This window comes from Aquimarina sp. MMG016 (genome assembly GCF_018100805.1).
Classification (GTDB): Bacteria; Bacteroidota; Bacteroidia; order Flavobacteriales; family Flavobacteriaceae; genus Aquimarina.
This window is the reverse complement of sequence record NZ_JAGJEA010000001.1, coordinates 734,034-758,352: the sequence shown is the minus strand read 5'-3', so window position 1 is coordinate 758,352 and position 24,319 is coordinate 734,034. Positions and strand designations below refer to the sequence as shown.

At 36.6% G+C, this 24,319-nt stretch carries 9 protein-coding genes and 1 pseudogene; 3 read left to right on the top strand and 7 right to left on the bottom strand.

What is annotated here, in order from left to right; all coding sequences use genetic code 11:
• The first annotated feature begins 986 nt into the window (after nt 1–986).
• Nucleotides 987–1,985: an IS110 family transposase gene (locus J8M14_RS03125; protein ID WP_211072955.1), complete on the top strand. Its 999-nt coding sequence runs from the start codon at nt 987–989 to the stop codon at nt 1,983–1,985.
• A gap of 220 nt (nt 1,986–2,205) precedes the next feature.
• On the opposite strand, the gene J8M14_RS03120 is transcribed toward J8M14_RS03125, so the two are convergent.
• The 7 genes and pseudogenes from J8M14_RS03120 to J8M14_RS03095 all read right to left on the bottom strand — a co-directional run bounded on the left by J8M14_RS03120 (nt 2,206) and on the right by J8M14_RS03095 (nt 15,246).
• Nucleotides 2,206–2,520, bottom strand: coding sequence for a hypothetical protein (locus J8M14_RS03120; RefSeq protein ID WP_211072954.1), 315 nt, complete (start codon nt 2,518–2,520; stop codon nt 2,206–2,208).
• A gap of 121 nt (nt 2,521–2,641) precedes the next feature.
• Nucleotides 2,642–2,777 (bottom strand): annotated as a pseudogene (locus tag J8M14_RS22985) (transposase); the annotation flags it as partial.
• A 446-nt stretch (nt 2,778–3,223) separates the two neighbouring features.
• Nucleotides 3,224–3,874: a DUF6794 domain-containing protein gene (locus J8M14_RS03115; protein WP_211072953.1), complete on the bottom strand. Its 651-nt coding sequence runs from the start codon at nt 3,872–3,874 to the stop codon at nt 3,224–3,226.
• A 488-nt stretch (nt 3,875–4,362) separates the two neighbouring features.
• The gene (locus J8M14_RS03110) at nt 4,363–4,926 is read right to left on the bottom strand and encodes a hypothetical protein (RefSeq protein WP_211072952.1); all 564 of its coding nucleotides are present in this window, start codon (nt 4,924–4,926) and stop codon (nt 4,363–4,365) included.
• Nucleotides 4,927–4,951: 25 nt separating this feature from the next.
• Nucleotides 4,952–9,751, bottom strand: coding sequence for a DUF6443 domain-containing protein (locus J8M14_RS03105; RefSeq protein WP_211072951.1), 4,800 nt, complete (start codon nt 9,749–9,751; stop codon nt 4,952–4,954).
• Nucleotides 9,752–9,766: 15 nt separating this feature from the next.
• On the bottom strand, nt 9,767–13,195 hold the full coding sequence (locus J8M14_RS03100; RefSeq protein WP_211072950.1) for a hypothetical protein: 3,429 nt from the start codon (nt 13,193–13,195) through the stop codon (nt 9,767–9,769).
• 350 nt (nt 13,196–13,545) lie between these two features.
• Nucleotides 13,546–15,246 (bottom strand): tetratricopeptide repeat protein, encoded by a 1,701-nt coding sequence (locus J8M14_RS03095; protein ID WP_211072948.1) that lies wholly within the window; start codon nt 15,244–15,246, stop codon nt 13,546–13,548.
• Nucleotides 15,247–15,749: 503 nt separating this feature from the next.
• Between J8M14_RS03095 and J8M14_RS03090 the strand changes: the two genes are divergently transcribed.
• Nucleotides 15,750–17,933, top strand: coding sequence for a family 16 glycosylhydrolase (locus tag J8M14_RS03090; protein ID WP_211072946.1), 2,184 nt, complete (start codon nt 15,750–15,752; stop codon nt 17,931–17,933).
• 18 nt (nt 17,934–17,951) lie between these two features.
• Nucleotides 17,952–24,284 (top strand): glycoside hydrolase family 48 protein, encoded by a 6,333-nt coding sequence (locus J8M14_RS03085; protein ID WP_211072945.1) that lies wholly within the window; start codon nt 17,952–17,954, stop codon nt 24,282–24,284.
• Nucleotides 24,285–24,319 lie beyond the last annotated feature (35 nt).

The following is a 24,319-nucleotide window of genomic DNA, read 5'->3' as shown; positions in this document are numbered from 1 at the left end:
CCGCTAGTTTGCAACTAGTGTGCCACGCAACAAAGCTATGTATATACTACCAAAAAAATATAACAAGCTGGTTTCGTTTTTTTGAAACTAGCTTGTTACTGTATTATTTACTCGATATCGCCACTAGTCACAGACTAGCGGGAGCGGGGAGCGGGGGTAAAGTTTACTTTACTTATTTTTTAAGAAGAATTCTTTTTAAGAAGAATTTAAAACAAAATAATACTATAGTTACTAAACCAAATATAATAAGCGTATTATATATATTATTTTGCTCTAATTTTTCACCATAGTTTTTTAACAAAACTCTAAGTAAAATAATAATATCTGTAAATAAGACTACTTTAAACAAGAAAGAAACTATGTTCAATATATTTTCCAAAACATCTTTTTTTTGTAACATCATTTTCCAACTCTAGTTTTATCCACTTTTTTTTCATTCATAGTTCTTTCGTCTACTTGTTTACTAATATGATTACTGTTATTACTTAAAGAAACATTTTTTGTTTCATTAGAAGCAAAGTCTCCTTCGCTGCCGCTAGTTTGCAACTAGTGTGCCATGTAACAAAGCTATGTATATACTACCAAAAAATATAACAAGCTGGTTTCATTTTTTTGAAACTAGCTTGTTACTGTATTGCTTACTCGATATCGCCGCTAGTCACAGACTAGCGGGAGCCCTTAGTTTAGTAGAGTTATTCACATAGAGATTATTTAACGAAGTTAATATTGATGTAAATGATTGATTTTCTTTTGTTTTTGCTTCTTTTTATTTTCTTTGTTTATAACCTCAATAATTGTGGATAACCACCCAACCGATAAGGGAGAATTAGGAGCGCTGCAAAGCTTTTAGGCTTATCCCCCGATTAAATCCTTTATCGGTTATTTCTGAACCAGCATCAAATGGAAATTCAGGCTACTAGGCCTATTATCAGGGCTTCGATTGTAATTCAGATTCTTGGGTTGATTATCTCTAAAAATCTCGCATTATGAAGAAACAAAATTTTTCTCACTTTATCGGTGTTGACATAGCTAAATTAAGCTTTGATGTAGCAATCATTAATAATTTAGATAAGATAGACTCTTATGTTTTTGACAACACTAAAAAAGGTATCAAAGCTTTTTTAAGGCTGCTTAAGAACCAGAATATTGATTTGTGCGATTGCCTTATTTGTATGGAACACACAGGTATATATGGCAAACTAATTATTACATCGTTAGTAGACAATAAAGCCAACATATGCGTAGAAATGTCTCTAAAGATTATGAGAAGTCTAGGTATTCAGCGTGGTAAAAATGATAAGATTGATGCTATCCGTATTGCTAAGTATGTAGCTAAAAATTATCTAGAGCTAGAATTATATCAACCTGTACCTGAAATCCTTGATCAAATTAAAACATTGATCACTATCAGGGAAAGATTGGTTAAGAGCAGAGCTGATTTAACCAAATACCCTAATGAACTTGAACATTTTGCTCCAAATCTCTCTAAGTTAGCTAAAAAGAATATCAAAAAATCAGTAAAGACGTTTACAGAGGAAATCAAAAGGATAGAAGAACAAATACATAAACTTATTTTGTCTGATGACAGATTACATAAAACCATTGACCTAGCTAGTTCTGTAACAGGAATAGGAGTGTTTACAGCGTTGTATTTAACAATTTATACAAACTTCTTTACAAGATACTCAAACCCAAAACAACTAGCTTGTTATTGTGGTGTAGTGCCTTTTGAACACTCCTCAGGAACAAGTATTCATAAAAGAGCAAGGGTACATCATATGGCCAATAAAACACTCAAAAAACAATTACACCTATGTGCACTGGCAGCTATGACCTATGATCCACAACTTAAAGCGTATTATACCCGAAAAGTAGAAGAAGGAAAATCCAAAATGTTGGTTATAAATAATATCAGAAACAAACTCGTACACAGGGTCTGTGCCGTAATAAAAAGGCAGCAACCATATAAAAAAGTTGCTGCCTAAATCATATGATATTTTAACAATTATTACTTGGTTTTACCATGGAAATCGGGGGGAAGAATTATTATACAAAAAGTCCTATTATTGGTTTACAATAATAGGACTAAGAATAAGTTGTAAAGCTTTTTTAGGATTAATTTAAAAAATGTAAACTTTTTTTAGGACGAGACAACCTTAACTTAATGACATTTCGATCGCACTATCGCGGGAAAATCTGTTATCATTATTTTATTTTAAAGTGTCGTTCTATAACTTTGTTCTTGCTTAAATAATCTTTAAAGCAATTTATACTAGAACCGGGATCTCCACTAATTTTTGAAAATTCAGATTCAAAATAATCTAAATCCATTTCACTCTTAAATTGTGATATATCCTCATCGAAAGAAAAGTAATGTATAAAACTTTCGTCAAGTTCTTTAATATTAAAAATAGCCTTAACAATATCAGTGTCTTTTCCATTCAAAAACAAATAATGAAGGGTTTTGCTCATTTGAACAATACCACTTCTTCCATGTTTATCACATATAACTATTCCCATAATAGGCTTATTGATTATCAAATAATGTTTTTATAAAATAGTTTTGTTGTAATGAGTTTTTAGGTACATCTACTCCTCCCTGCTCCTTGTTAGCGCGAGCGTCTCGCTCGTGCCGTTAGAGTTAAATCAACCCTAACAAATAACCATCACTATCAATTTCTAAAACAGTATGATCATCCTGATAATTTCTAGCGCTACTATATTTCCAATCTATAGTATTCTGATGCTATTGGATTGTTATGGATATAATCCTCCTTCGCTGCCGCTAGTTTGCAACTAGTGTGCCACGCAACAAAGCTATGTATATACTACCAAAAAAATATAACAAGCTGGTTTCATTTTTTTGAAACTAGCTTGTTACTGTATTACTTACTCGATATCGCCACTAGTCACAGACTAGCGGGAGCGGGGAAAAACAGCCACATTATATATAAATGTGACTGCTTTTTCTTATTTATTGTTTTACATACATATCGCTCAAAGTCGGGAGACTTTGCGCAACATTCTAACTTTTATTTTATCACTCTTTGCGGAGCGGGGACTTTGCGCAGCATTTCGCTTTTATTTTTAATCACTCTTTGCGGAGCGGGTTGATATTGTGTAGCTTCACTTTAGAGCATAAAAAAACAGCTACATTGCTGTAGCTGCTTCTTAAGTTATAATGTTGTCCTAAAATCAGTAAGCACCAATTTGGAACATTACCTTACCTAATATCTTCAATAATATCAAGCTTAAAGTCAGATTCAATTTCATCTCCAACACTTACATCTCTCATCAAGACTTTTACTCCCTCTCTATTCATAGATAAAATTTTTAGCTTAATTGACATGTCACTTGTATCTTTTAGCTCTGGCTTTGAAGTTATAAGACCTTTAATCAATAAATCAATACTGTCATTATAAATCCATCCACTATTCTCGGGATACGAGTATTGAGTTGCATTATTATTGCTGTTAACAGGCATTCTTACTAAGATAGTATCACCTGTCTTATATTTGTCATAATACTTAAATGCTCTTTTAACATTTTTGTCATTTAAGGCTTTGGATTTTGCAATAACAGCCTTTATTAACTTTAATTGACTATCTAAGTCAATTGATTTGTTATTGAGCTTTCTATGTAAAGAGGTGAAAACAATATTTGATATATGATCCTCATGATAAATACCCAATGAATTAAAATATTTTAGTAATGTTGAGTCCTTAGGGTTTCTTAGTGTTTTATTCCTAAAATACATTCCATACCCAAAATGAACATCACGTACAGCCGAGCTATCAGGTTTATTTGCAAACTCTTCTAATTGGTCTTCAGTCCAAGTAATTTCAATGTCTTCTAAAGCTTTGTCTAGGGGCATTTTCTTGCTTTCACACCCTAGCAAAACAGTAAGTATTAGTATCAATAAAAAATTACGCATATTATTATTTCTTTATGGTTTTGAGATTAACACTAGTTCTAATCCTTTCGGGCTGACCACCTTTATTCTTATATATTTGAAAATCCCCCTCGCTGCCGCTAGTTTGCAACTAGTGTGCCACGCAACAAAGCTATGTATATACTACCAAAAAAAATATAACAAGCTGGTTTCGTTTTTTTGAAACTAGCTTGTTACTGTATTACTTACTCGATATCGCCACTAGTCACAGACTAGCGGGAGCGGGGAAGCTTCGGTTATTAGACTCTTTGGATGATGTAGAAAAAGTATCTATTTATAATTTGATTGATTCCCTTATTTCTAAGAAGAAGCTAAAAGATAATCTTACCAACCTTATTTCTTCGTAACAGCATTGCATAAAAAAACAGCCACCGTTTGAGTAGCTGTTTTCTCAATCTTTCTAAAATACCTTAGTTATATTTATCTAAAGCTACTTTTAAAGAGCTCAGGATTTTATTTTTGACCTCTTCATTGACTTCTAACTCAATAATCTTTTGAGTTAATTTTTTTAAATCTATAAGGTCATTTATAGGAGATTCTAATTTCTCACAGATAGTTTCCACATTAATCCCAACATCATTTTTTGATATTATATCTATAACTGATTTAGGGTTTTTATCTAAAATCGCAAATAATACTTCATTGCTATACTCACCATATTCAGCATTTGAACTACAACTCTCATCAAAGGTTAATAAGAAGTTTTTAATATCCTTTTTATTAGCATTACCAATATTTTTTTGTAATACCTTTACATAATTGGTATTACAAAAGTAGGATGAATCTCGAGCAATAATATGCTTGGTTCCTGAGTTATCTTTAGCAACTTCAGTTTTTTTAAGATCTTTGTTTATCTCTGTTTTTGATTGATTTTCCAATGAAGGGTTAACATTTTCTTTCTTTTTCTCATTACAAGAAAATACTAATGTCAATAACAAAATGAGTAACACCGTATTGTTAATTGTTTTTTTCATTATGTTTTATTTTTAATATAACGTATCAGTTATTACCTTGTTGTGATGATTGCGTACTTGTTCCGTTATTAATCTCTTGCATTTTCTTTAGTACCTTTTCCGCTTGGATCAAAACTCCTTTCATCTCAAAAATAGCTTTGTATGCATCCCTTACTTCTTCGGTTCCTCTTACTACTTGAATTGTACCACTAGAATCACCAGTTGTTTCAGCTGTATTTGTCCAGTTAAAGTTTTCAAAAAATGAATCAACATCATCAGGATGGCAAGTAATACAAGCCTGCGAACCTCTACTATTATAGTTTCCATTGTCACTTGCTCCCGAGTGAACATTTTCATATTGTATAGTTACAGAATCTCCATTAGGTTTTGTGCCTGGAGATTTTCTATCCCCATTCTCATCCACAAGGTTTAAGCCTTTTTTAGTTTGACCGCTATGCCCTGATTCATTATTATAATCATGAGTTCCTTCATTTAGAGTATTATATGATGTTGAATTATCAGAGTTAGATTTAGAATTAGGATAAGTACTACTCCTATATGGACCGCTAACTTCTCCAGTGGTTTCATTTAGGTAATACATTTGAGCAGTATATGTTTTTCCTGCGGTTCCATTATCTTGAGGCCTTTTATCTAGGTCAACAATTAAAATCTTTTCCAACCCTTCTAATTCTACCGCATCTATGACTCTGTTTTCAGAAAAGTTATAAGTTCCGTTATAAACATAATCCTCTGCCAATGGATCAATTTGCCAGAACCTACCAATAGCAGGATCACTTACACGATATTTCCATTCATGAGTGTTTAGTCCTAAGTCTTCTGTAAATTCTTGATCTTGGAATGTTTTTAAATTGTTCTTGGTTCCCCTAACTATGTCGTTGTATCCTTTATGTTCGAGTCCAAAAGGATAGTAGTTACGTTCTTGTAAGATTTCGTGAGCATTGTCACCATCTCCATCCATGTCTGCATTGTTTCGAACTATATCTATTTTTCCATCTCCATCTTTGTCTGAATATATGATTCTTACATTATTCACTTGATCTTTAATCTGATATACATAATCATACTCATTAACAGTATTTGGTTCGATATACCCTTCGGGGTGGAATATTTGTAGTAATTCTCCATTTTTATAGATGTAATTTCCAGCATACTCTGTTGTTGTTAAAGAACTTCCCTCTGTAGCAATTTTCTTTAGTTTTGCTCCAGTGGCATCGTAAATATAACTAATATTTCCGTTAGCAGTGTTGGATGGTAAAAGATTATTTACGGTTACCTGAGTAGGTAGATTAAGATGGTTATAGCTAATACCTGTGATACCCTTATTACGATCGATGGTCATATTACCATTCTGATCATATACAAAATCATTATTGGTGTTAACACAATCAATAAATCCATAGTTATCATTACCACTATCTGTAACTTTCTGTAATTTATTACTTGTACCATAGTCATACACTAGATTATCCATATTCAAATAACTACTACTATTTTGCCATCCAAGACGTTTTAATCTAGTTATGTTACCATTTTTATCATAGTGTACACTAGTAAGACTATAGCGGTTGTTATTATCGGTTGCTTTGATTATTCTATTTAACGGATCATAACTATACTTATACCAACGTTGTTGGTTGTCATTCGCAGTTTTCCACTCAGTTTCAGCTATGTTACCATTAAATAGTGCTTCAGCTCCGTGTTGAGTGATATTGTAATTGATTTTAAAAGTAAACAAATCATCACCAATAGCATTCACATCATTGATACCCTTCAGCCATCCTCTGATGTTATAGGTATAGTCTACAGTTTGTAATGGTGCTTGTGCTGCATTACCTACTTTCTTTTGTGCTAATTGCCCTAGCTCATCGTATACATTGTGAGCGATTAACTCTTCTGTTTGGTTATTGATCTTCTGTTTTTGGGTCAATAGCCTACCCATATGGTCATACTCAAATTTGTCAACGGTCACAATGGGTGCATTGTTTCCTTTGGTATGGGTGGTTTTAGTTTCTAATACTTTACCTGCAAAATCGAGTTTGGTTTCTACTATATCGGTAGTGCCTAGATAATCGTTTTTACTGGCTACATAAATCGGTCTTCCTTTTGCATCATAATAAGTAACCGTTGTGATCCAATAACTTGTTTCCAGCACTCGTACTTTAGAACCTGTAGGTAATCCTTTTACATTGTTGGTAGTAGCTGCTCCATATACACTAGCAGGTTTATTAATTCCTGCACGATCAAAAGTGTAATCATCGTAGTAGTTGATGGTGTAGACTTCTGAAATATTAATAGGTTTTGCATCATTAGTGTAATATATTAATGTTCCGGCTAAGGATATTGCATTCTGAGTTTTTGTAACATATTGTTCATTGCTTTGATTCAAAACTGATTCCATATATGCTCTGTTGCCATTGTTTTGTATCACTCCTACATATGCTAATCTTCCAAAAGCGTCATATTTAGTAAATAACCATTCCTTTGGAGATTTGGATCTCTGAACTGCATCCTGAGTCATCACGGGTTGATCCAGTTTGTTATATACGATATACTCCCAACCTTTACCCGGTATTTTCTTTTCGATCAGTCGGTTACGCTGATCATATTTATATTGGTAACACAACTCATTTAGCTCAGTGGCATCTACTCCATTACTTACAGTAACTTTAGGAGGGATCACATACGTAAGATTCCCAAACTTATCATATACATAGTAGGTATCATGTGCCTCAGAGCTTGCTGAGCTTGTCGAAGCATAGGTACGTTTAAGGATCACTCTACCTTGTTTGTCTTTGTATTCTTTGGTGGTATGATTATCACCATCGGTGGGTTGCCAGTTTTCATCCTTGGTGATGGATACATAGAGTTGGTTAACTTCATAATACCCTTCTTTTACTAAACTAGGTGCTTCAGTATTATTAGGATCAGCAAAATTGACTTTAAAATACACTACTTCATTAGTGCCATTGGCACCCCAATCAAACTTGATGGTATGGTCACTATCGCTATTAGGGTTGGCTTTCCAGGCTGTACCCGGAGCTCCTTGTTCTAATACACGATTCAGTGGTGAATCTTCAAAAATACTTTCTGAATATGGATTCGTTGTATTTTCATACTTGGTAATATAATACGCATTGAGTTCTGCCAATGGATTGGTATAGATATCTCCATTTTGGGTTTGATCAGAAGCATAAGGCAGATACTGTTTGGCTTGTCTGCCTAGATCATCATACTCATAATGAGTGATAATATCCTTAGGTTTAGACTGCGCAATCAGCTGTGCAATGGGTTGTTGTTGGTCATCCAGTTGTGTCAGTACGGGGTTCCAGAAGTATTGTCGCACATTGGTATCTACAGCATAGTATAGATAGTTTCTAAACCTGGAAGTAGTGGTATTACTTCTCCATTTAAAATCGTTACCACTTCGCACTTTAGTACCATTACTATCATAGACTCCACTGATCCCAGAGTTTCCACCGGTATAGGTATAGGGATGTACTACCCCAACCATTAGGTACCAGGTATTCAATTGAGGCAAGTCTCCTGCCCAGAAATATGGATTGTTATTAGCTGCACCATTTAAGTTATTTACATTTTGGGTACCGTGATAGGTCTTTCCGTCCTGTGATCCGGTTCGTTTTACCCAAACCGCATATCGATACCCTACATTTTTATCAACAGCGATGTAATCGGTGTTCCATCCACCATCAGCACCACTGGCAGCATCATTCACACACTCCCAAAGTAAGGATTGTTCGCCAAAAGGGTTTTCTCCAAAACTACGTTGATTTTCTGTTGGCTCACCATTCCTATTGAATAAGGGTGTAGACCCACTACCCACAGTCCAGTCATCTCTCCAATCCAGGATATTGGTAGCTTGTCCTTGTCCACCGGCTCTAACCGCAACGGATTGTTTGGCCCTGCCCAGTCCGTCAACATAGTTGATATTGACAATTTTATCATCTTCCAGCACCTGGGATTGTTGCCCTTCTTTGACTTCGGTTTGATACGTGATGATTTTAACGTAGTTTTCATTATTGGATCCTCCATCGGTATCCGCTACAGGTAATACGGTGTAGTTTACTGTTCTGCTGGTACTCCAACATCCGGAACTATTATTTCTGGCTCTGAGGTAATAGGTGGTACCTGTGGTTCTGGTAATGGATACTGCGGAATTAGCAAGACTAGTTCCTGAGGCACTACTCTGCCAATACCAGGTAGTTCCTGATGGAGGGTTTCCTCTGGTTAAGAGAGTGCTACCGGGAGTATTGGTTGCTGTTGGTACAGATGGTGTAGCCGGTATAGTTTTTATACTATACGTTACGGTTCTGGCGGTACTCCAACACTGTGTGCTATTTTTTCTTGCCCGTAAGTAATAGGTACTCCCACTGTTTCGGGTAATGGATGTACTGGAATTGGAGGTACTAGTTCCGGAAGCAGAGCTTTGCCAATACCAGGTGATTCCGCTAGGGGGATTACTTCTGGTCAAGACACTACTTCCGCAGTTATTAGCTACCGTTACTGTGGATGGGGTAGCCGGTTTAGGAGCTTCATCAATTTGACCATCACAGTCATTATCGATCCCATCGCATAGTTCTGTGGCAAATGGGTGGATAGCAGCATTATTATCGTTACAATCTTGTTTGTTACTCACATAACCGCTGGTAGGCGAAGTGAGGTATGAAGAATTTGGATTTCCATACCCATCACCATCGGCATCTCTATAGTATTTTGTGGTTCCGCCACCACCAACGGGATCACTCCCGAATTGTGCATTGGCAGTATAAGCACATAAAACCAGTATGATATATATATAATTTTTCATTTGTATTTCCCCTAATTATTGTTTGTATTGATACTTGTTTTCTGAGATGATATTATCGTCCTGATCTTTTACGAATTCTAGTCGGTTAAAGTCATCATAGTGATACGTCATCGTATATCCCCTGGGGTCGGTAACACTGGTCGCACCAATCATAGGATCATAGGTATAGGACGTAATCAAAGCACCTTTTAAAAAGGGCTTAGCCCGTAAGGCATCAAATTGTGATCTCATAGCGTTTTCTGAACTCACAGCGTTTTCTGTATTGGATGCAGCTCGTATCTGATTAATTAAGGTGGTTACATCCGATGGCATCCCGGTATAGGTGGCATTTTCAATCTTGGCAATAGGGTAGGTATCGTTATATCCCCAGATGTAGATGATATGTGAACCATCAGCCTTGGAGACTTCCAGTGGATTGCCAGAACTATCGTATTTATGGTATTGGATGCGGTTTTTTATGTCTTCATTTCCTTTAGCCGTTTTTATGGCCTCCGGGAGAATGATTGCATTTCCCCAATCTTTAAATAGTGTACGCTGAGTAGATAATTTGGATAGGTCAGCTCCTACTTCTTCATAGGTTTCTACCTGTATAGGAGTAGCAGATTGGTTTTGGTATGCCCTTTTTAGTTTAGTAATCGCATTGTATTGAGTTTGGGTAAGATTACCACCCGGCAGACTCGATACACTGGTCACATCATCGGGGTAATATGTTTTAGTAACGGTTTGATTACCCTTACTATCAGTTACCTTGGTCCGTGTGGGTAGTCTATGAAAATTATTGTCATAATAGTATTTGGTGGTGGTCGTTATTGGATTTTCTCCATTGCGATCATAGGTCTTGGCCACGGTATTATCCATATAATAGCGTTCTGAGATATGTTGTTCCCGAACCACGGTCAAAAAGGTGGACACTTCGTAATCAAAATAGATATCGTGTTGTATAATAGAATTTACCGGTTTTCCATAGCAGGGATGGTTTCGATATACTGTAATGTTATTATTTCCGGGAGCGATACAGCTATACCCATTATCAATATGCCATTGATGGGTGTGTGTTGCACTACAATAGGCATAGGGATAGGTTTTGTTTACATCTTCTGCAGTACATCCATAATGGATTAAACCGGCTCTTATCGGGTTAAAATCTTTTTGTACTACATAACTATTTACCGTATTGGAATAGGTATTGTCCTTAGCATAGGTATTGATGGTTTGTTGCGCTTTGACAAAACTATTTCCTTTTTTGGTATATACAGTCACTTTTTTAGGAAACCCATTATTCACTGCATCTGCATTGTTTAATTGGAAAGGGATAAATTCTCCGGAACCCCAAATTAGCTGATTGGTAGTATTCCTGTTAATGATAAACTCGTGTTCTTCCATACCATATTTACCATCTGGATCTCCATTGCTGACGCATACGAACGGGTAATAGATCGCGTACCCACGTTGGTTAAACAACATATTGGCACTGTTACTGGATAGTGCTATATATTTACAATGCGTATAACTTCCCAGTCCGGTAACTCCTCCGGTAGATGAAGCTGTGGAACATGAATTACGCGTTTGATATTTGTTTTCAAATGTTATGGGTAACCCTCTAACTCCTGAAGAAACTCCTGGAGTGTCTAGTTTTTCGTAACGATAATATTTGCTATTGGTTTTTAGATTGTTATCATCTTTGGTATGCACCTCTGTAATACGTAATCCGGCTTGTACAGCATCTACTACTTCTGTTTCAGAACGGTGATACTCCAGATTAGCAATGTAATGTAGAGTGCCTGAATTGGTAATGTTAAAGGTATAACTGTTGTTTTTATTTAAGACAATGGTTTCATCAACAGGAACCGCTCTACTTACAGTTTTACTAAATACGGTACGATTTTCTGTATTATCATAAATACTGATTTGTCCTGTTCCGGTACAATTCGGGCAGCTATATCCTTCCAGATCCATATAAGCAACGACCCTAGTGGGATAGATACTGTTTTGGATATAATTATTTGGTAATGCAATGTTGATATTGTTAGGATTCAAACTTCCGCTATGTATCCGCTCTCTGGTCAAAGGATATGTAAATTGATTTTCGTTTATCCTGTTAGGTTCGTATACAAATTCATTATACCCCTTGGTAGGGTATGTTATTCGTTGTAACAAGCCTTTTTTGGCATGATCAGGAGAGGGTTTACGATCTGCTCCAAAGTTGTTAAAGATCGGATTATCATTTTTAGGAACTCTATGCGTATTAATTTTACCATTATAGTATCCCCAATAGTCCTGGGCCTTGGATAATCGACTAGGAAAATCCTGTTTGTCAATATAGCTAAGCTCATAAAATTGTTTGGGATCTTTTAGTATCACTTTGTCCAAAAAAGCTCGGGTATTGTTGGTAATAGTGTATTGTAAAGTAAAGTCTTCGATTATGGTATTGTTTGCATTTTTTATCTGAACCTGGTCTAGTAACCCAAAAGGAATATCCGGGTGTTTATTACTTGCAGAAAAGACAACATTTCCTGCTGAAGGGTTGTTGCTGCTAATACCTGTTAGGTTCACTCCATAAATAGACACCCTGGTTTCTGAAGTAGAAAGATTGCCTGGAGCGCAAGGGTTATCGCCATCACATTCATTTTCTTCTAATAGCTTGGAATAGGATTCTCCCTCTGCCTGAACAAATTGATAGTTGTTGCTGGTATAGGTAAAAGTAATCTCATCACCCAGGGGATGAATGATCTTAGTCATAAACCAGGAAGTCACGGTTCTGGGAGGATCATATGATGCTGTTGGTGGCACTAAGACATCACTACTTTCTATAGCAGTAAACTCATAAGTGACTCCATCCTGGGTAGTAATCGCAAAGGTTCGGTTAAATTGATAACCCGTAGTAGTAATCTTTAATAATGGATTATCTGATAGGATATGCACTCTGTTTTGGCGATCCAGAATAAAACGCCCCGAAGCTCCCATTACATTAAAATTATAAATATCATACTCTGTATCTACTCCTGACCCCGTACCATCAATATAAAAATCTAAGACTTTAGGGTTGACTGTATTGCCTCCCGCTGCCACCATTTCATCGATTTCTTTATCCGGAGCATTTCTCATTAACCCAGCTCCGGCACCATCATCATCTTCATCTTTGATTGTTCTGGTAATCACTCCACCGGCATTAAGGCTCCATCCTAAACCAACCCAACTGGTCATTTGATCCACACGTAGCCCATTAGAATTATAGCTCAGCGTAATAGGAACTGACAAGTTTTTGGTTTTATATTGATATAACGGTATGCTAACATTTGCCGTACCGGTAAACATTCCTACAGGAACTTCTCCATATTTTCCAAGCTCAAAAGCCGTGGGAGAGGGCGGAACAATAGTAGGTAAGTCCTGCCCAACAACAGTAATCCCTAAAAAGAATAGAGATAGTAAAAAAAGTTTTCTCATAAAAGATGTAATTAACTGACTAATTAAATATGGTTTATATATAGGTAGTGCCATTTATAGCAAAAATGTTACCCTACTTTTTTAAAAAAAGATGTTTTCCCTTCAACTTTTTTAAAAACAAGCGGCAAATCTAAGGGAAAAAGTAACGTGGAACAATAGACAGAACAGGGTGTTTTTCCCCTTTGTGCTTAACAATTTGTTAAGAAGTCGGATAGTAACGATCAACTACACAGAATTAACTTTTTTGTGATGAAAAATGTTAAACTTTAACATTTGGATAATGGTTTTTGATTTCTGTGTCCTGAGATGATGTTTCGGCTTAAAAAAGCTATAACAAAAAGCAAAAATATTTATGTATTCTGTAAATGGTCTTTTAAGGAAATATGATCCGGGATGTTCATTTTTTTCTTTAATCGTTTCCGAGCCATTTTTACAGCATGTGTAGAAACACTAAGTAATTGAGCAGATTCTTTGATAGATAGGTTGAGTTTCATCAAAAGGCAATGTCTAACGTCATTGGTAGACAAATCAGGATAACTGGTGTTTATCTGTGCCGTGATACCTGGATATTGTGATTCTATACGATCTTTTAAAACACTCAGGTCAGAAGTGGAAGAGATAAAACGCTCCAATCTTTTTTCGACATCTATGATTTCTTCTCTGTTATTATATTTTATGGCAGAGGATAAGTTCTTTTTGATATAAGATAACTTGTCTAACCTTTCATTTACTGATATCATAGTGGCTAGAAATTCTTCTTCTCGGGCTTTTAGATGGTTTTCGAGAATTTTCTTTTCGTTTTCTTTTAATAACTCAACCTGTAGTTCACTTTTATAATATTTTCTATATAAGATCCAGGATAGTAATATGAATAAAAGGCTAAAAAAACCGATAGCCAGAGAAATGATATAGAGTTGTTGTTTCTCATTTTTATAGGTAAGAATATCGTTATCCTTAGTAAGAAGATTATTTTTATATTCTTCTTCTATCAATTCTATTTTCCCTTCGGATATTTTAGAAATATCATCATTTCTGCTTTGATAAAGGCTATCAACCAAAGTACCATATTTTTCATAATAATGAGCCGCAGTGTCCCAGGATTCTATTCGTTTATGAATTGCTCCCAGGTTTTTATACGAAAAAGCAATGTCCATAGGGTCATCCGGATTTTTGACGATAACATTTTGAAAATGTGTTATGGCTTCTGCCGGATTATCTAATGAATTATAAATCTTGCCTAAAACCAATGCATTTGCTGCAGCATAGGCACTAAGTTCCGGCTTATTGTCAATAATACGTTGTGCTTTTAATGCCTTTTTTAATGCGATACTATAATCACCAAGATTGCGATATGCATCTGCTATAGAAGTCATGAGATAGCTGATTTCTCCTTTTTGATCAGAATTCTCAATGCTTTTTAGGTTTGCGCTCCACCAGTTTATAGCTTTTCTGAATTCTTTTTTATCAAAATGTGCCATAGCAAGATTAGAGTACAATTTGTACTTTAAATCTTTTTGATTAATTACCTCGGGATCTGCAAGTAATTCTTTTGAATATGCTAATACTTTGTCAGGTTCACCAAGAGCCAAATGACAACCCAGAATATTCATTTTAATAATCATTGCCATTTTTTTATCACCTTGCTTTAAATTGACTTTGTGTGATTTATGAAAGTATTTTAAGGCTTGATAATGTAAATCCTGGTTAGTAAGAATAGAGGCTTTATTATTATAAATATAGGAGAGTATGAATTCTAAATCCGGATGTCTTCTTATGATTTTTTCTCCTCTTTCATAAGCGATCTTAGCACTGTCAATCATCGAATTATTAGTGTAATAAACTCCAAGATTGACAAGGCCTCTTACTTCTCCTTTAGGATAATTCGCTTCTTGTGATTGCTTAATCAATTCTTTCAACTGATCACCATTACCAATAAGATCTTTTAAGGCAATATCATATAAACTATCTATTTGTTTGATTCGATTCTCAGGGTTATGTATATGCTGTCCAACAGCAGTAGTGCATATGGACATAGAAAAAAAAACGAGCATCCAGAATGTTAAATACTTCACGGTAGTTTTGGAGGTTAAATGGCACTTATTTTATTCTAACGTATAAAATAAAAAATAGTACGCTATATGTATTCTTTTTTTTATTCATGTACCCCTAATGTACCCTTTATAAACGTATAATCAAACGTTTAAATTAGAGAACTTTATGTTCTGAAATCATAAAAAACATTAAACTTAAAATTATACAATAATTATAAAGACTTTTTAAACCTATTCACACAAACTAACGCAAACTCCATCATGAAAACTCCACTACTCAGGCATACTTTATTGCCAACAATCTTATGGCAGGTCGTCTCTCGATCTTATAATTACTTCTTATGTATACTACTCGCAGTATCATACAATGATCCATTGATTAATTCAGTCAAACGAAGCTAGAGTTATCTAGATCACTTATTACCCAATAGTATTGATAACTGTTTCCTGGATTTTCAGGAAGCCATCTTTATCTCATTTATTATAACATAACTAATCATACCATGAATTTAAAAAAACACCTGTTTTTTATACTATTTGTATTGATCACAACAATACCTTCTTTATCCCAAACACCAACCCCTCCCAATGGAAAGAAATGGGAAAAGATCGAATCGATGTCTGACGAATTTAACGGCACATCTCTTAATACCTCTAAATGGGCAATAAATAGTCCTCAATGGGAAGGTAGAAGACCTGCCAGATTTGAAACATCATCTGTATCTGTTTCTGGCGGAAACCTAAAAATTACAGCTTCAAAGAAAACAAATCCATCTAATGGATGGACTCATAATGGAGGACTAATAAGATCCAAAACCAAAAATCTATATGGGTACTACGAAGCACGAATAAAAGCCAATAAAACTTTTATGTCTTCAACCTTTTGGTTAATCAACAAAAGAAATGAATTTACAGGCTGTGATTATAGAGTTACAGAATTGGATGTCACCGAAAATGTGGGGCGTAATACTGGGGGGCAATCTTGGATAGACAGAAATATAGTTACTTTAAATGCTAATACACATAGTAGAGGGACTTCTTGTAATAGCACTCCAGTTGGTATTAGAGGCAACAAGGCTGATATTGGTGAACCTGCCTATGCCGGATATCACACCTATGGAGTATGGTGGAAAAATGCAAAAGAATGTCTGTTTTATCTTGATGGTAGATTTGTGTTTAAGATCAACCCCGCTGCAGATTTTAGTCTTGCTATGTATCTAAGGATGGTCGTAGAAACCTATGATTGGAATCCACCAAAAGCAGGACAAGACGGGATGAATGATTCTGCGGCTAATCGTACTACCTATTATGACTGGGTGCGGTCTTATAAGTTAGTAGATGATAATGGAGGTGGAGATCCAGATCCTAACCCAACAAATGAAACAGTTTCTTTTAATAATGCTCCTACTGCAATTACACCCCAAACGGCTTATACCTTTAATGTAGACTATGAAGCTTCTGCCGATCGGGAAATCGTGGTAGAATTTTGGTCACCTACAGCTTGGATTGCGCAACAAAAGAAAACAGTTGCTAAAGGAAAAGGAACAACATCTATAACGGTTACACTGCCCTCAGCACCGACTTTGGGTTCAGGATATGTCTATAAGGTTCATGTCCGCCCAGTTGGTACCACCTGGAGAGAAGCAATTGATAGAGATCAAGTCAATAACGTAATCGTTGAAAACGAGGTTGTGATTGAAGATAAAATAGCTTTTAAAAATGCACCTACTTCAATAAACCCTGCAAACTCTTATACCTTTACTATGGAGTATTCTGCATCCTTGGATAGAGAAATAGCTGTTAGTTTTTGGAAAAATAATACTTGGGTAGCAAGCAAAGTAGAGCAAGTGTCCAAAGGCTCAGGAATTAAAGCAATTACTGTGAATTTACCATCATCTCCCACACCGGGGAATGGATATGCCTATAAATCCCATATCAGACCAATAGGAACCAATTGGCAGCAGGCATTGGACACGGATCAGGTGAATAATGTTACTGTAATTACAAATAATCCGCAGTTGATTGCCAATGGAACCTATTTCATTACTGCTACTCAAAATACACAAAGGCTACTATCCAGAAACTTAGAAAACCATAGTGCCAGAATGCACAACCCAGGAAGTTATAATGATCAGAAGTGGATCTTCAAACACTTAGGAGATAATATATATACTATAAAAAATATGGGAACCCAAAGGTTTTTAGAAGTACCATATGCTCTATGCAATAATGGGGCAAATGTAGCTACCTGGACTAACTCAAGTAATAATCATAAAAAATGGAAAGTAATCACCAATGGTAACGAAGTTTTTGGACTAAAACCTATGCATTGCCCAGATTTGGGATTGGATAGAGCTTCTGGAGCTATAGATGCTAATGTGCAACTATGGGATTATAGTAGCGCCAATAATAATCAGAAATGGAAAATAATTCCTGCAGCTAGTAATAGATCATTTGATAAAAATGAAAATATTGTTGGCCTGTACCCTAATCCCGCACGAGATATAGTAACCGTAACGGGTCATGACCTTGGAGAAAAGATTGTGATCTATAATCTTTTAGGAAAAACTATCAAATCTGTAGAGACCAAATCAAATGAAGAGCTCATCTCGATAACCAATCTTGAAGCAGGTATCTATATTATTTCGATAGGCAATAAGACAAAACTGCAATTAATCAAAGAATAAACTTAAATCACATAAACTATGAAAAAAATTATTCAATCAGCTATGATATTACTGTCATATCTGATTTGTAGCACAGCAACTGCACAATTCAATTATGGAGAAGCACTCCAAAAATCATTACTTTTTTATGAAGCACAACAATCGGGAAAGTTGCCTTCTTGGAATAGGGTTTCCTGGAGAGCTGATTCAGCATTAGATGATGGATCCGATGTCGGATTAGACCTAACAGGGGGGTGGTATGATGCCGGAGACCACGTAAAGTTTAATTTTCCAATGGCTTATTCAGTGACTACATTGGCTTGGGGAGGAATCGAATTTAAGGATGCCTATGCAAGAGCAGGGCAATTAAATATTCTAAAGAGGAATCTTCGATTTGTAACGGATTACTTCCTAAAATGTCATACCGGACCTCAGGAGCTCTGGGGACAGGTCGCAGCAGGTGGTATTGACCATGCTTGGTGGGGGGCTGCAGAAGTTAACCCTCAACCAAGAGAAGCATTTAAAATTTCAGGTGCTAATGGTGGTTCTGATCTGGCAGGAGAAACTGCTGCAGCACTAGCTGCAGTAAGTATTCTTTTAAAGGATGATGATCCAGCATATAGTGCTCGTTTGTTACAAAGTGCAATAGAATTATATGATTATGCAGATAGTGTAAGAGAAGCTTACTCTAATTCTATAACGGATGCTGCTGGTTTTTATCGTTCATTCAGTAATTATGAAGATGAAATTGTATGGGGAGCCGCCTGGTTATATAGAGCTACAAATGATAATGCCTACCTCGTTAAAGCGGAAGCAGAGTATGACAATATGCAACGAGAAGGTCAAAGCGCTACTGCTAAATACAAAGAGGCGTTCTCTTGGGATGATAAAGCCTATGGTACCTATGTATTGATGTCAATACTAACAGGTAAAGATAAATACAAGCAAGATGCGGAGCGAAACCTGGATTGGTGGACTGGTGTTGGAGTAAACGGAGATGTGGTTCCTACAACTCCTGGAGGTCTTCCTCATATTAGACAATGGGGAACCTTAAGATATGCGAATAACGAAGCGTTCTTAGCTTTGGTTTATAGCGACAAGGTATCAACCAATGCTGCACAACAGACTGCCTATAGAAATTATGCAAAATTCATGGCGGATTATACCTTAGGGGATAACCCAATTAATAGAAGCTTTATGATTGGTTTTGGTAATAACCCGGCAAATAAACCTCATCACAGAGGCGCGCATGGAGGATGGACAAACAGTTGTGATAAAGTACCTGATACTTCAAGTCATATCTTATATGGAGCTGTAGTAGGGGGACCAAAAAGCCCTGCCAACGATGGCTTTGTAGATGATAGATGTGAATTTATTGCGAATGAGGTGGCTTGTGATTACAATGCAGGAATAACAGGTGTTCTGGCTTGGATGTACGATAATTTTGGAGGCACACCATTGGTTAATTTTCCACCAGCCTCGTTAGGTATTCCTACTAGAGCAGAGACCAGAACCGTTTCAAAATTTAATAGTAATAACGCTTCTGGGAGTACCGTTCAGATTCGTGTTCAAAATAGAACAGCTTGGCCTGCGAGAGTTACAGATAAATTATCTTACAGATATTTCTTTGATATTTCTGAAGGAATTGCCCAAGGATTGACAATTGCAGACTACCAACCGACGTTGAACTCTGTACAGGGAAACAGTTCTATCACAATTGGAACTTGGGATGCTAGTAGAAATATTTATTACGCTGAAGTATCCTTAGTTGGTGAGCAAATAGCCCCAATTGGAGACCCGCAATTCAGACGAGAAACACAACTTAATTTTAGAGTATCTAATGGGGTACCTTATGACACTACTAATGATTGGTCAGCACAGGGGTTAGGAGGTAACGAGATCGAAAGCTCTAACATCCCTGTGTATGATAATGGAGTGTTAGTTTTTGGTAATGAACCTAATGGAGGTAATACGCCAATGGCTTCTTTTACAGCAACCCCTGAGTCTGGTGTTGCTCCACTCGAAGTATCATTTGATGCATCAGCATCTTCTGATCCTAATGGAGATGCTTTATCTTATAATTGGAATTTTGGTAATGGAGAAACCTCTACTACCGCTAATCCTATAATTACTTACTCAGCAATAGGATCATATTTAGTAACACTTACGGTAAGTGACGGAGAAAACATCTCTGCTGAAACTAGTACAACAATTACCGTGGAGGATGGTAATATTGCACCGGTTGCAGACTTTACAGCAACACCCACTGCTGGTATTGCTCCATTAAGTGTTGCCTTTGATGCCTCTGCTTCTTCAGATGAAAATGGAGATGCATTAACGTATACTTGGGATTTTGGAGATGGCAATACTGCTGTAGGGGTAACAACGAATCACGAATATGTTGCTGTTGGTGAATATTTGGCAAAGCTTACTGTAAGTGACGGGAGCAAACAAGGAACAAAGACAATAACTATTAATGTAACAGATGGTTCCCCGGTAGCTGCCTTTACTGTAAATGCAGATACTGGAGTTGCTCCATTAGAAGTATCTTTTGATGCATCATCTTCTATAGATCCCACAGGAGGAAATCTTACGTATAATTGGGATTTAGGAAATGGTCAGACGGCAAGCACAATAACCACCACTACAACATATACTACAGTAGGACAGTTTGTGGTAACACTTACCGTTACTAATGGAATAGGAGAATCAAATACTGCTACAAAAACTATTAATGTAACTGATGGAAGTGTAAGTTGTGCTTTTGGAACACCAATAGATACTGCTTTGCCATCTATTAATTCGGCTTTCGAAAATATATATGTTTTAGGTAATGGTGGTCCAAATCTAGATAACGTCACCAATTTTACAATTAATTGGGATTTGGCTAATAATGGATTGTACCAGTTCTCTATGAATACTAGTGATGGTAATCCATCATATTGGAATGATTTCTTGCCAAAAGTTACACAGAATTTTAATACTGCTCAACCCGGGATCACCATTACAAACTCAGGGTTTGCTGGATTAGATGGCTCATACTGGGCAACAGTTGATGCAGGGAATTTTGTGTTGGTTTCTAAAACCGGAGGATTTACTATTTATTTTAGTACTTCTGCTACCGCACCAGATTGTGATGGAGGAACAGTGGATCCTCAGGTAAATGGAGGAACCATTTCAGGAGGACCATTTATATTTACTGTTGGAGATGGTATTGCGGATAATGTTTCAGGAATAACCTTAACAGGTAACATTGGAGAAACTAACCAATGGGTTATCACAGATGATCAAGGTAAAATCCTGGGGTTACCAGCAACACCAGAAGCTGTTGATTTTGATGGTGCCGGAGTTGGAAGTTGTTTTATCTATAACATAACCTATAACGGAACCATTACAGGTCTTACTGCCGAAGGAACGATTGCGGCTTTAAGCGGTGAATTTGATCTTTCTAATAGTATAGAAGTAGTGAGAAACCCTGTTGTCGTAGGTGGAAATTGTTCTTTTGGAACTCCTATAGCTACTTCTCTCTCGAGTATAAATAAGGAATATAATTTTATTTATGTTTTAGGAAATGGAGGGCCAAACTTAGACAATGTAACTAAATTTAATATTAACTGGGATCTAGCCAATAATGGATTATATCAATTTTCTATGAATACCAATAATGGTACTCCGGATTGGTATAATGATTTCCTGCCAAAAGTTACACAGAACTTTAATGCTTCGCAACCGGAAATTACTATTACAGGCTCCGGATTTACAGGGTTAGATGGTGAATACTGGGTGACAGAAGATGCAGGCAATTTTGCATTAGTATCTAAAACAGGAGGATTTACTATTTATTTTAGTACTACGGCTACTGCACCTGATTGTGGTGGAGACACGGGTGGCAATACCAATCCTATTGCTGATATTTCTGCAACCCCGGTAACAGGAGTGGCTCCATTGGTTGTTACATTTGATGCTTCGGGTTCTACAGATGCTGATGGTGATACGTTGACCTATAATTGGGATTTTGGAGATGGAAATACTGCCACTGGAGTTACTGCAGAAAATACATTTACTACCAAAGGAGATTATGAAGTTACTCTTGTTGTTGCTGATGGAAATGGAGGAGAAGATCAAGCCATAATAACGATTAAAGCAACGGATGAGATTATCATTAATCCACCTACTGGTGATAATGCATATATCGATCGTTTTATCGAAATGAGAAATGAGTTTTATGACCCTGCAAATGGATATTTTAGTGCAGACGGTTCTCCTCACCATTCGATCGAATCATTAATTGTAGAGGCGCCAGATCATGGCCATGAATCTACCAGCGAATTATACTCCTATTGGTTATGGCTAGAAGTAATGAATGGTAGGGTAACAGGAGATTGGACTCCACTAGGTAATGTATGGGATAAAATCGAACAATTTATTATTCCGACTACTGCGGATCAGCCAACTAACGGAGCGTATAATCCATCTTCTCCGGCTGCATATGCTAGTGAATTCCCTTTACCGAGCGATTATCCGGCGCCACTTAATTTCAGTGCTCCCGTAGGTTCAGATCCAGTTTCATCAGATCTGACAGCTACCTATGGTGCTGATATATATCAAATGCACTGGTTATTGGATAATGATAATTTCTATGGTTATGGAAACCGAGGTGATGGAGTAAGTACTCCTTCTTACATTAACACCTTCCAGAGAGGAGAGCAAGAATCAGTGTATGAAACCATACCTCATCCATCCTGGGAGAGCTTCGATTGGGGAGGAGCAAATGGATTCTTACCGTTATTTATTGAAGATCAAAATTATGCCAGACAATGGAGATACACTAGTGCTCCTGATGCAGATGCTAGAGCAGTACAAGCTATGTATTGGGCACAAGTATATGCGAAAGAACAAGGAACTAGTTTAAGTAGTCTTGATTTGGATAAAGCATCTAAGATGGGAGATTATTTAAGGTTAGCGATGTTTGATAAATATTTTAAACCTTTAGGAGTACAGAGTGCGACTAGTGGAGCAGGAACCGGATATGATAGTGCGCACTATTTGATGTCGTGGTATATGTCTTGGGGCGGGTCTGCGGATCCAGCCTCTCAATGGGCATTTAGAATTAGTTCCAGTCATTGTCATTTTGGATACCAAAACCCCGTTGCCGCATATGCATTAACACAGGTAAATGAGTTGAAGCCAAAATCTCAGAATGGAGAAAGAGACTGGAACGAGAGCCTGAAAAGACAAATGGAATTCTATACCTGGTTACAATCTAAAGAAGGAGCAATAGCCGGTGGAGCTACCAATAGCTGGAATGGAGATTATAGCGTGTATCCTGCTGGTAAATCAACATTCTATGATATGGCTTTTGATACAGATCCTGTATACCATGATCCGGGAAGTGGAACTTGGTTTGGATGGCAAGCCTGGTCTATGGAGCGAGTAGCTGAGTACTATTACATTACTAATGACCCAATGGCCAAAAGCCTCATGGATAAATGGACTACTTGGGTAAAAAGTGAAGTAAAACTTATTGGAGATAATGATTTTGATATCCCTGCAACGCTAGAGTGGACAGGAGAGCCTGATACTTGGGATCCGGTAAATCCGGGGAGTAATAATAACCTGAGCGTAGTTGTTACTGATTATGGAAAGGATTTAGGAGTAGCTGCGTCGATGGCTAAAGCATTAATTTACTATGCTGCTGCTACAGAAAAATACGCAACCTTGGATACGGTATCTCGCGATCTAGCTAAAGAAGTATTGGACAGGATGTGGATTACCTATCGTGATGATAAAGGAGTCTCCTCTCCTGAGTCCAGAGGTGATTTCAAAAGAATTTTTGAAGAAGAAGTATATGTACCACAAGGATTTACTGGTACTATGGCTAATGGAGATGTTATCCAGCCCGGAGTATCATTCTTAGATATAAGATCAGGACTAAAAAATGATCCGGACTATGCCAGATTAAAAACAGCATATGATTCTGGTACAGATTTTACACAAAATTATCACAGAAGTTGGGCTCAGATAGAAGTCGCACTGGCAAATGCAGAATATGGTTTCTTCTTTGGGGAGACCACTAATGCACCTGCGCCGGTAACACAACAAGCAAATGTGTTAGTGAGTCCTAATCCGGCAGCGAATTATATTAATGTGTCCGCCAATAGTAGTAAAAAGAATAGTAATGGTAATACTAACCTTAGGATACGATTGATTGACTTATCTGGTAATGTAGTTAAAGTTAAAAACATAAAGAATACAAATCAGATACAGGCTCGTATTTCTGTAGAAGAATTACCTTCTGGATTATATATTTTAGAAACTTTTGATTTCGCTTCAAAAGAAAAATTCAGAAATAAAGTGATGATTAATAGGTAGTTTTTAATCCATAAAAGAGAGGGGTTATATACCTC

Excerpts from the sequence above, each read along its gene's own strand:
- J8M14_RS03085 (WP_211072945.1), top strand. The coding sequence starts at position 17,952 with ATGAAAAAAATTATTCAATCAGCTATGATATTACTGTCATATCTGATT.
- J8M14_RS03100 (WP_211072950.1), bottom strand. The coding sequence starts at position 13,195 with ATGAGAAAACTTTTTTTACTATCTCTATTCTTTTTAGGGATTACTGTT.
- J8M14_RS03120 (WP_211072954.1), bottom strand. The coding sequence starts at position 2,520 with ATGGGAATAGTTATATGTGATAAACATGGAAGAAGTGGTATTGTTCAA.
- J8M14_RS03125 (WP_211072955.1), top strand. The coding sequence starts at position 987 with ATGAAGAAACAAAATTTTTCTCACTTTATCGGTGTTGACATAGCTAAA.
- J8M14_RS03110 (WP_211072952.1), bottom strand. The coding sequence starts at position 4,926 with ATGAAAAAAACAATTAACAATACGGTGTTACTCATTTTGTTATTGACA.
- J8M14_RS03090 (WP_211072946.1), top strand. The coding sequence starts at position 15,750 with ATGAATTTAAAAAAACACCTGTTTTTTATACTATTTGTATTGATCACA.
- J8M14_RS03115 (WP_211072953.1), bottom strand. The coding sequence starts at position 3,874 with ATGCCCCTAGACAAAGCTTTAGAAGACATTGAAATTACTTGGACTGAA.
- J8M14_RS03095 (WP_211072948.1), bottom strand. The coding sequence starts at position 15,246 with ATGCTCGTTTTTTTTTCTATGTCCATATGCACTACTGCTGTTGGACAG.
- J8M14_RS03105 (WP_211072951.1), bottom strand. The coding sequence starts at position 9,751 with ATGAAAAATTATATATATATCATACTGGTTTTATGTGCTTATACTGCC.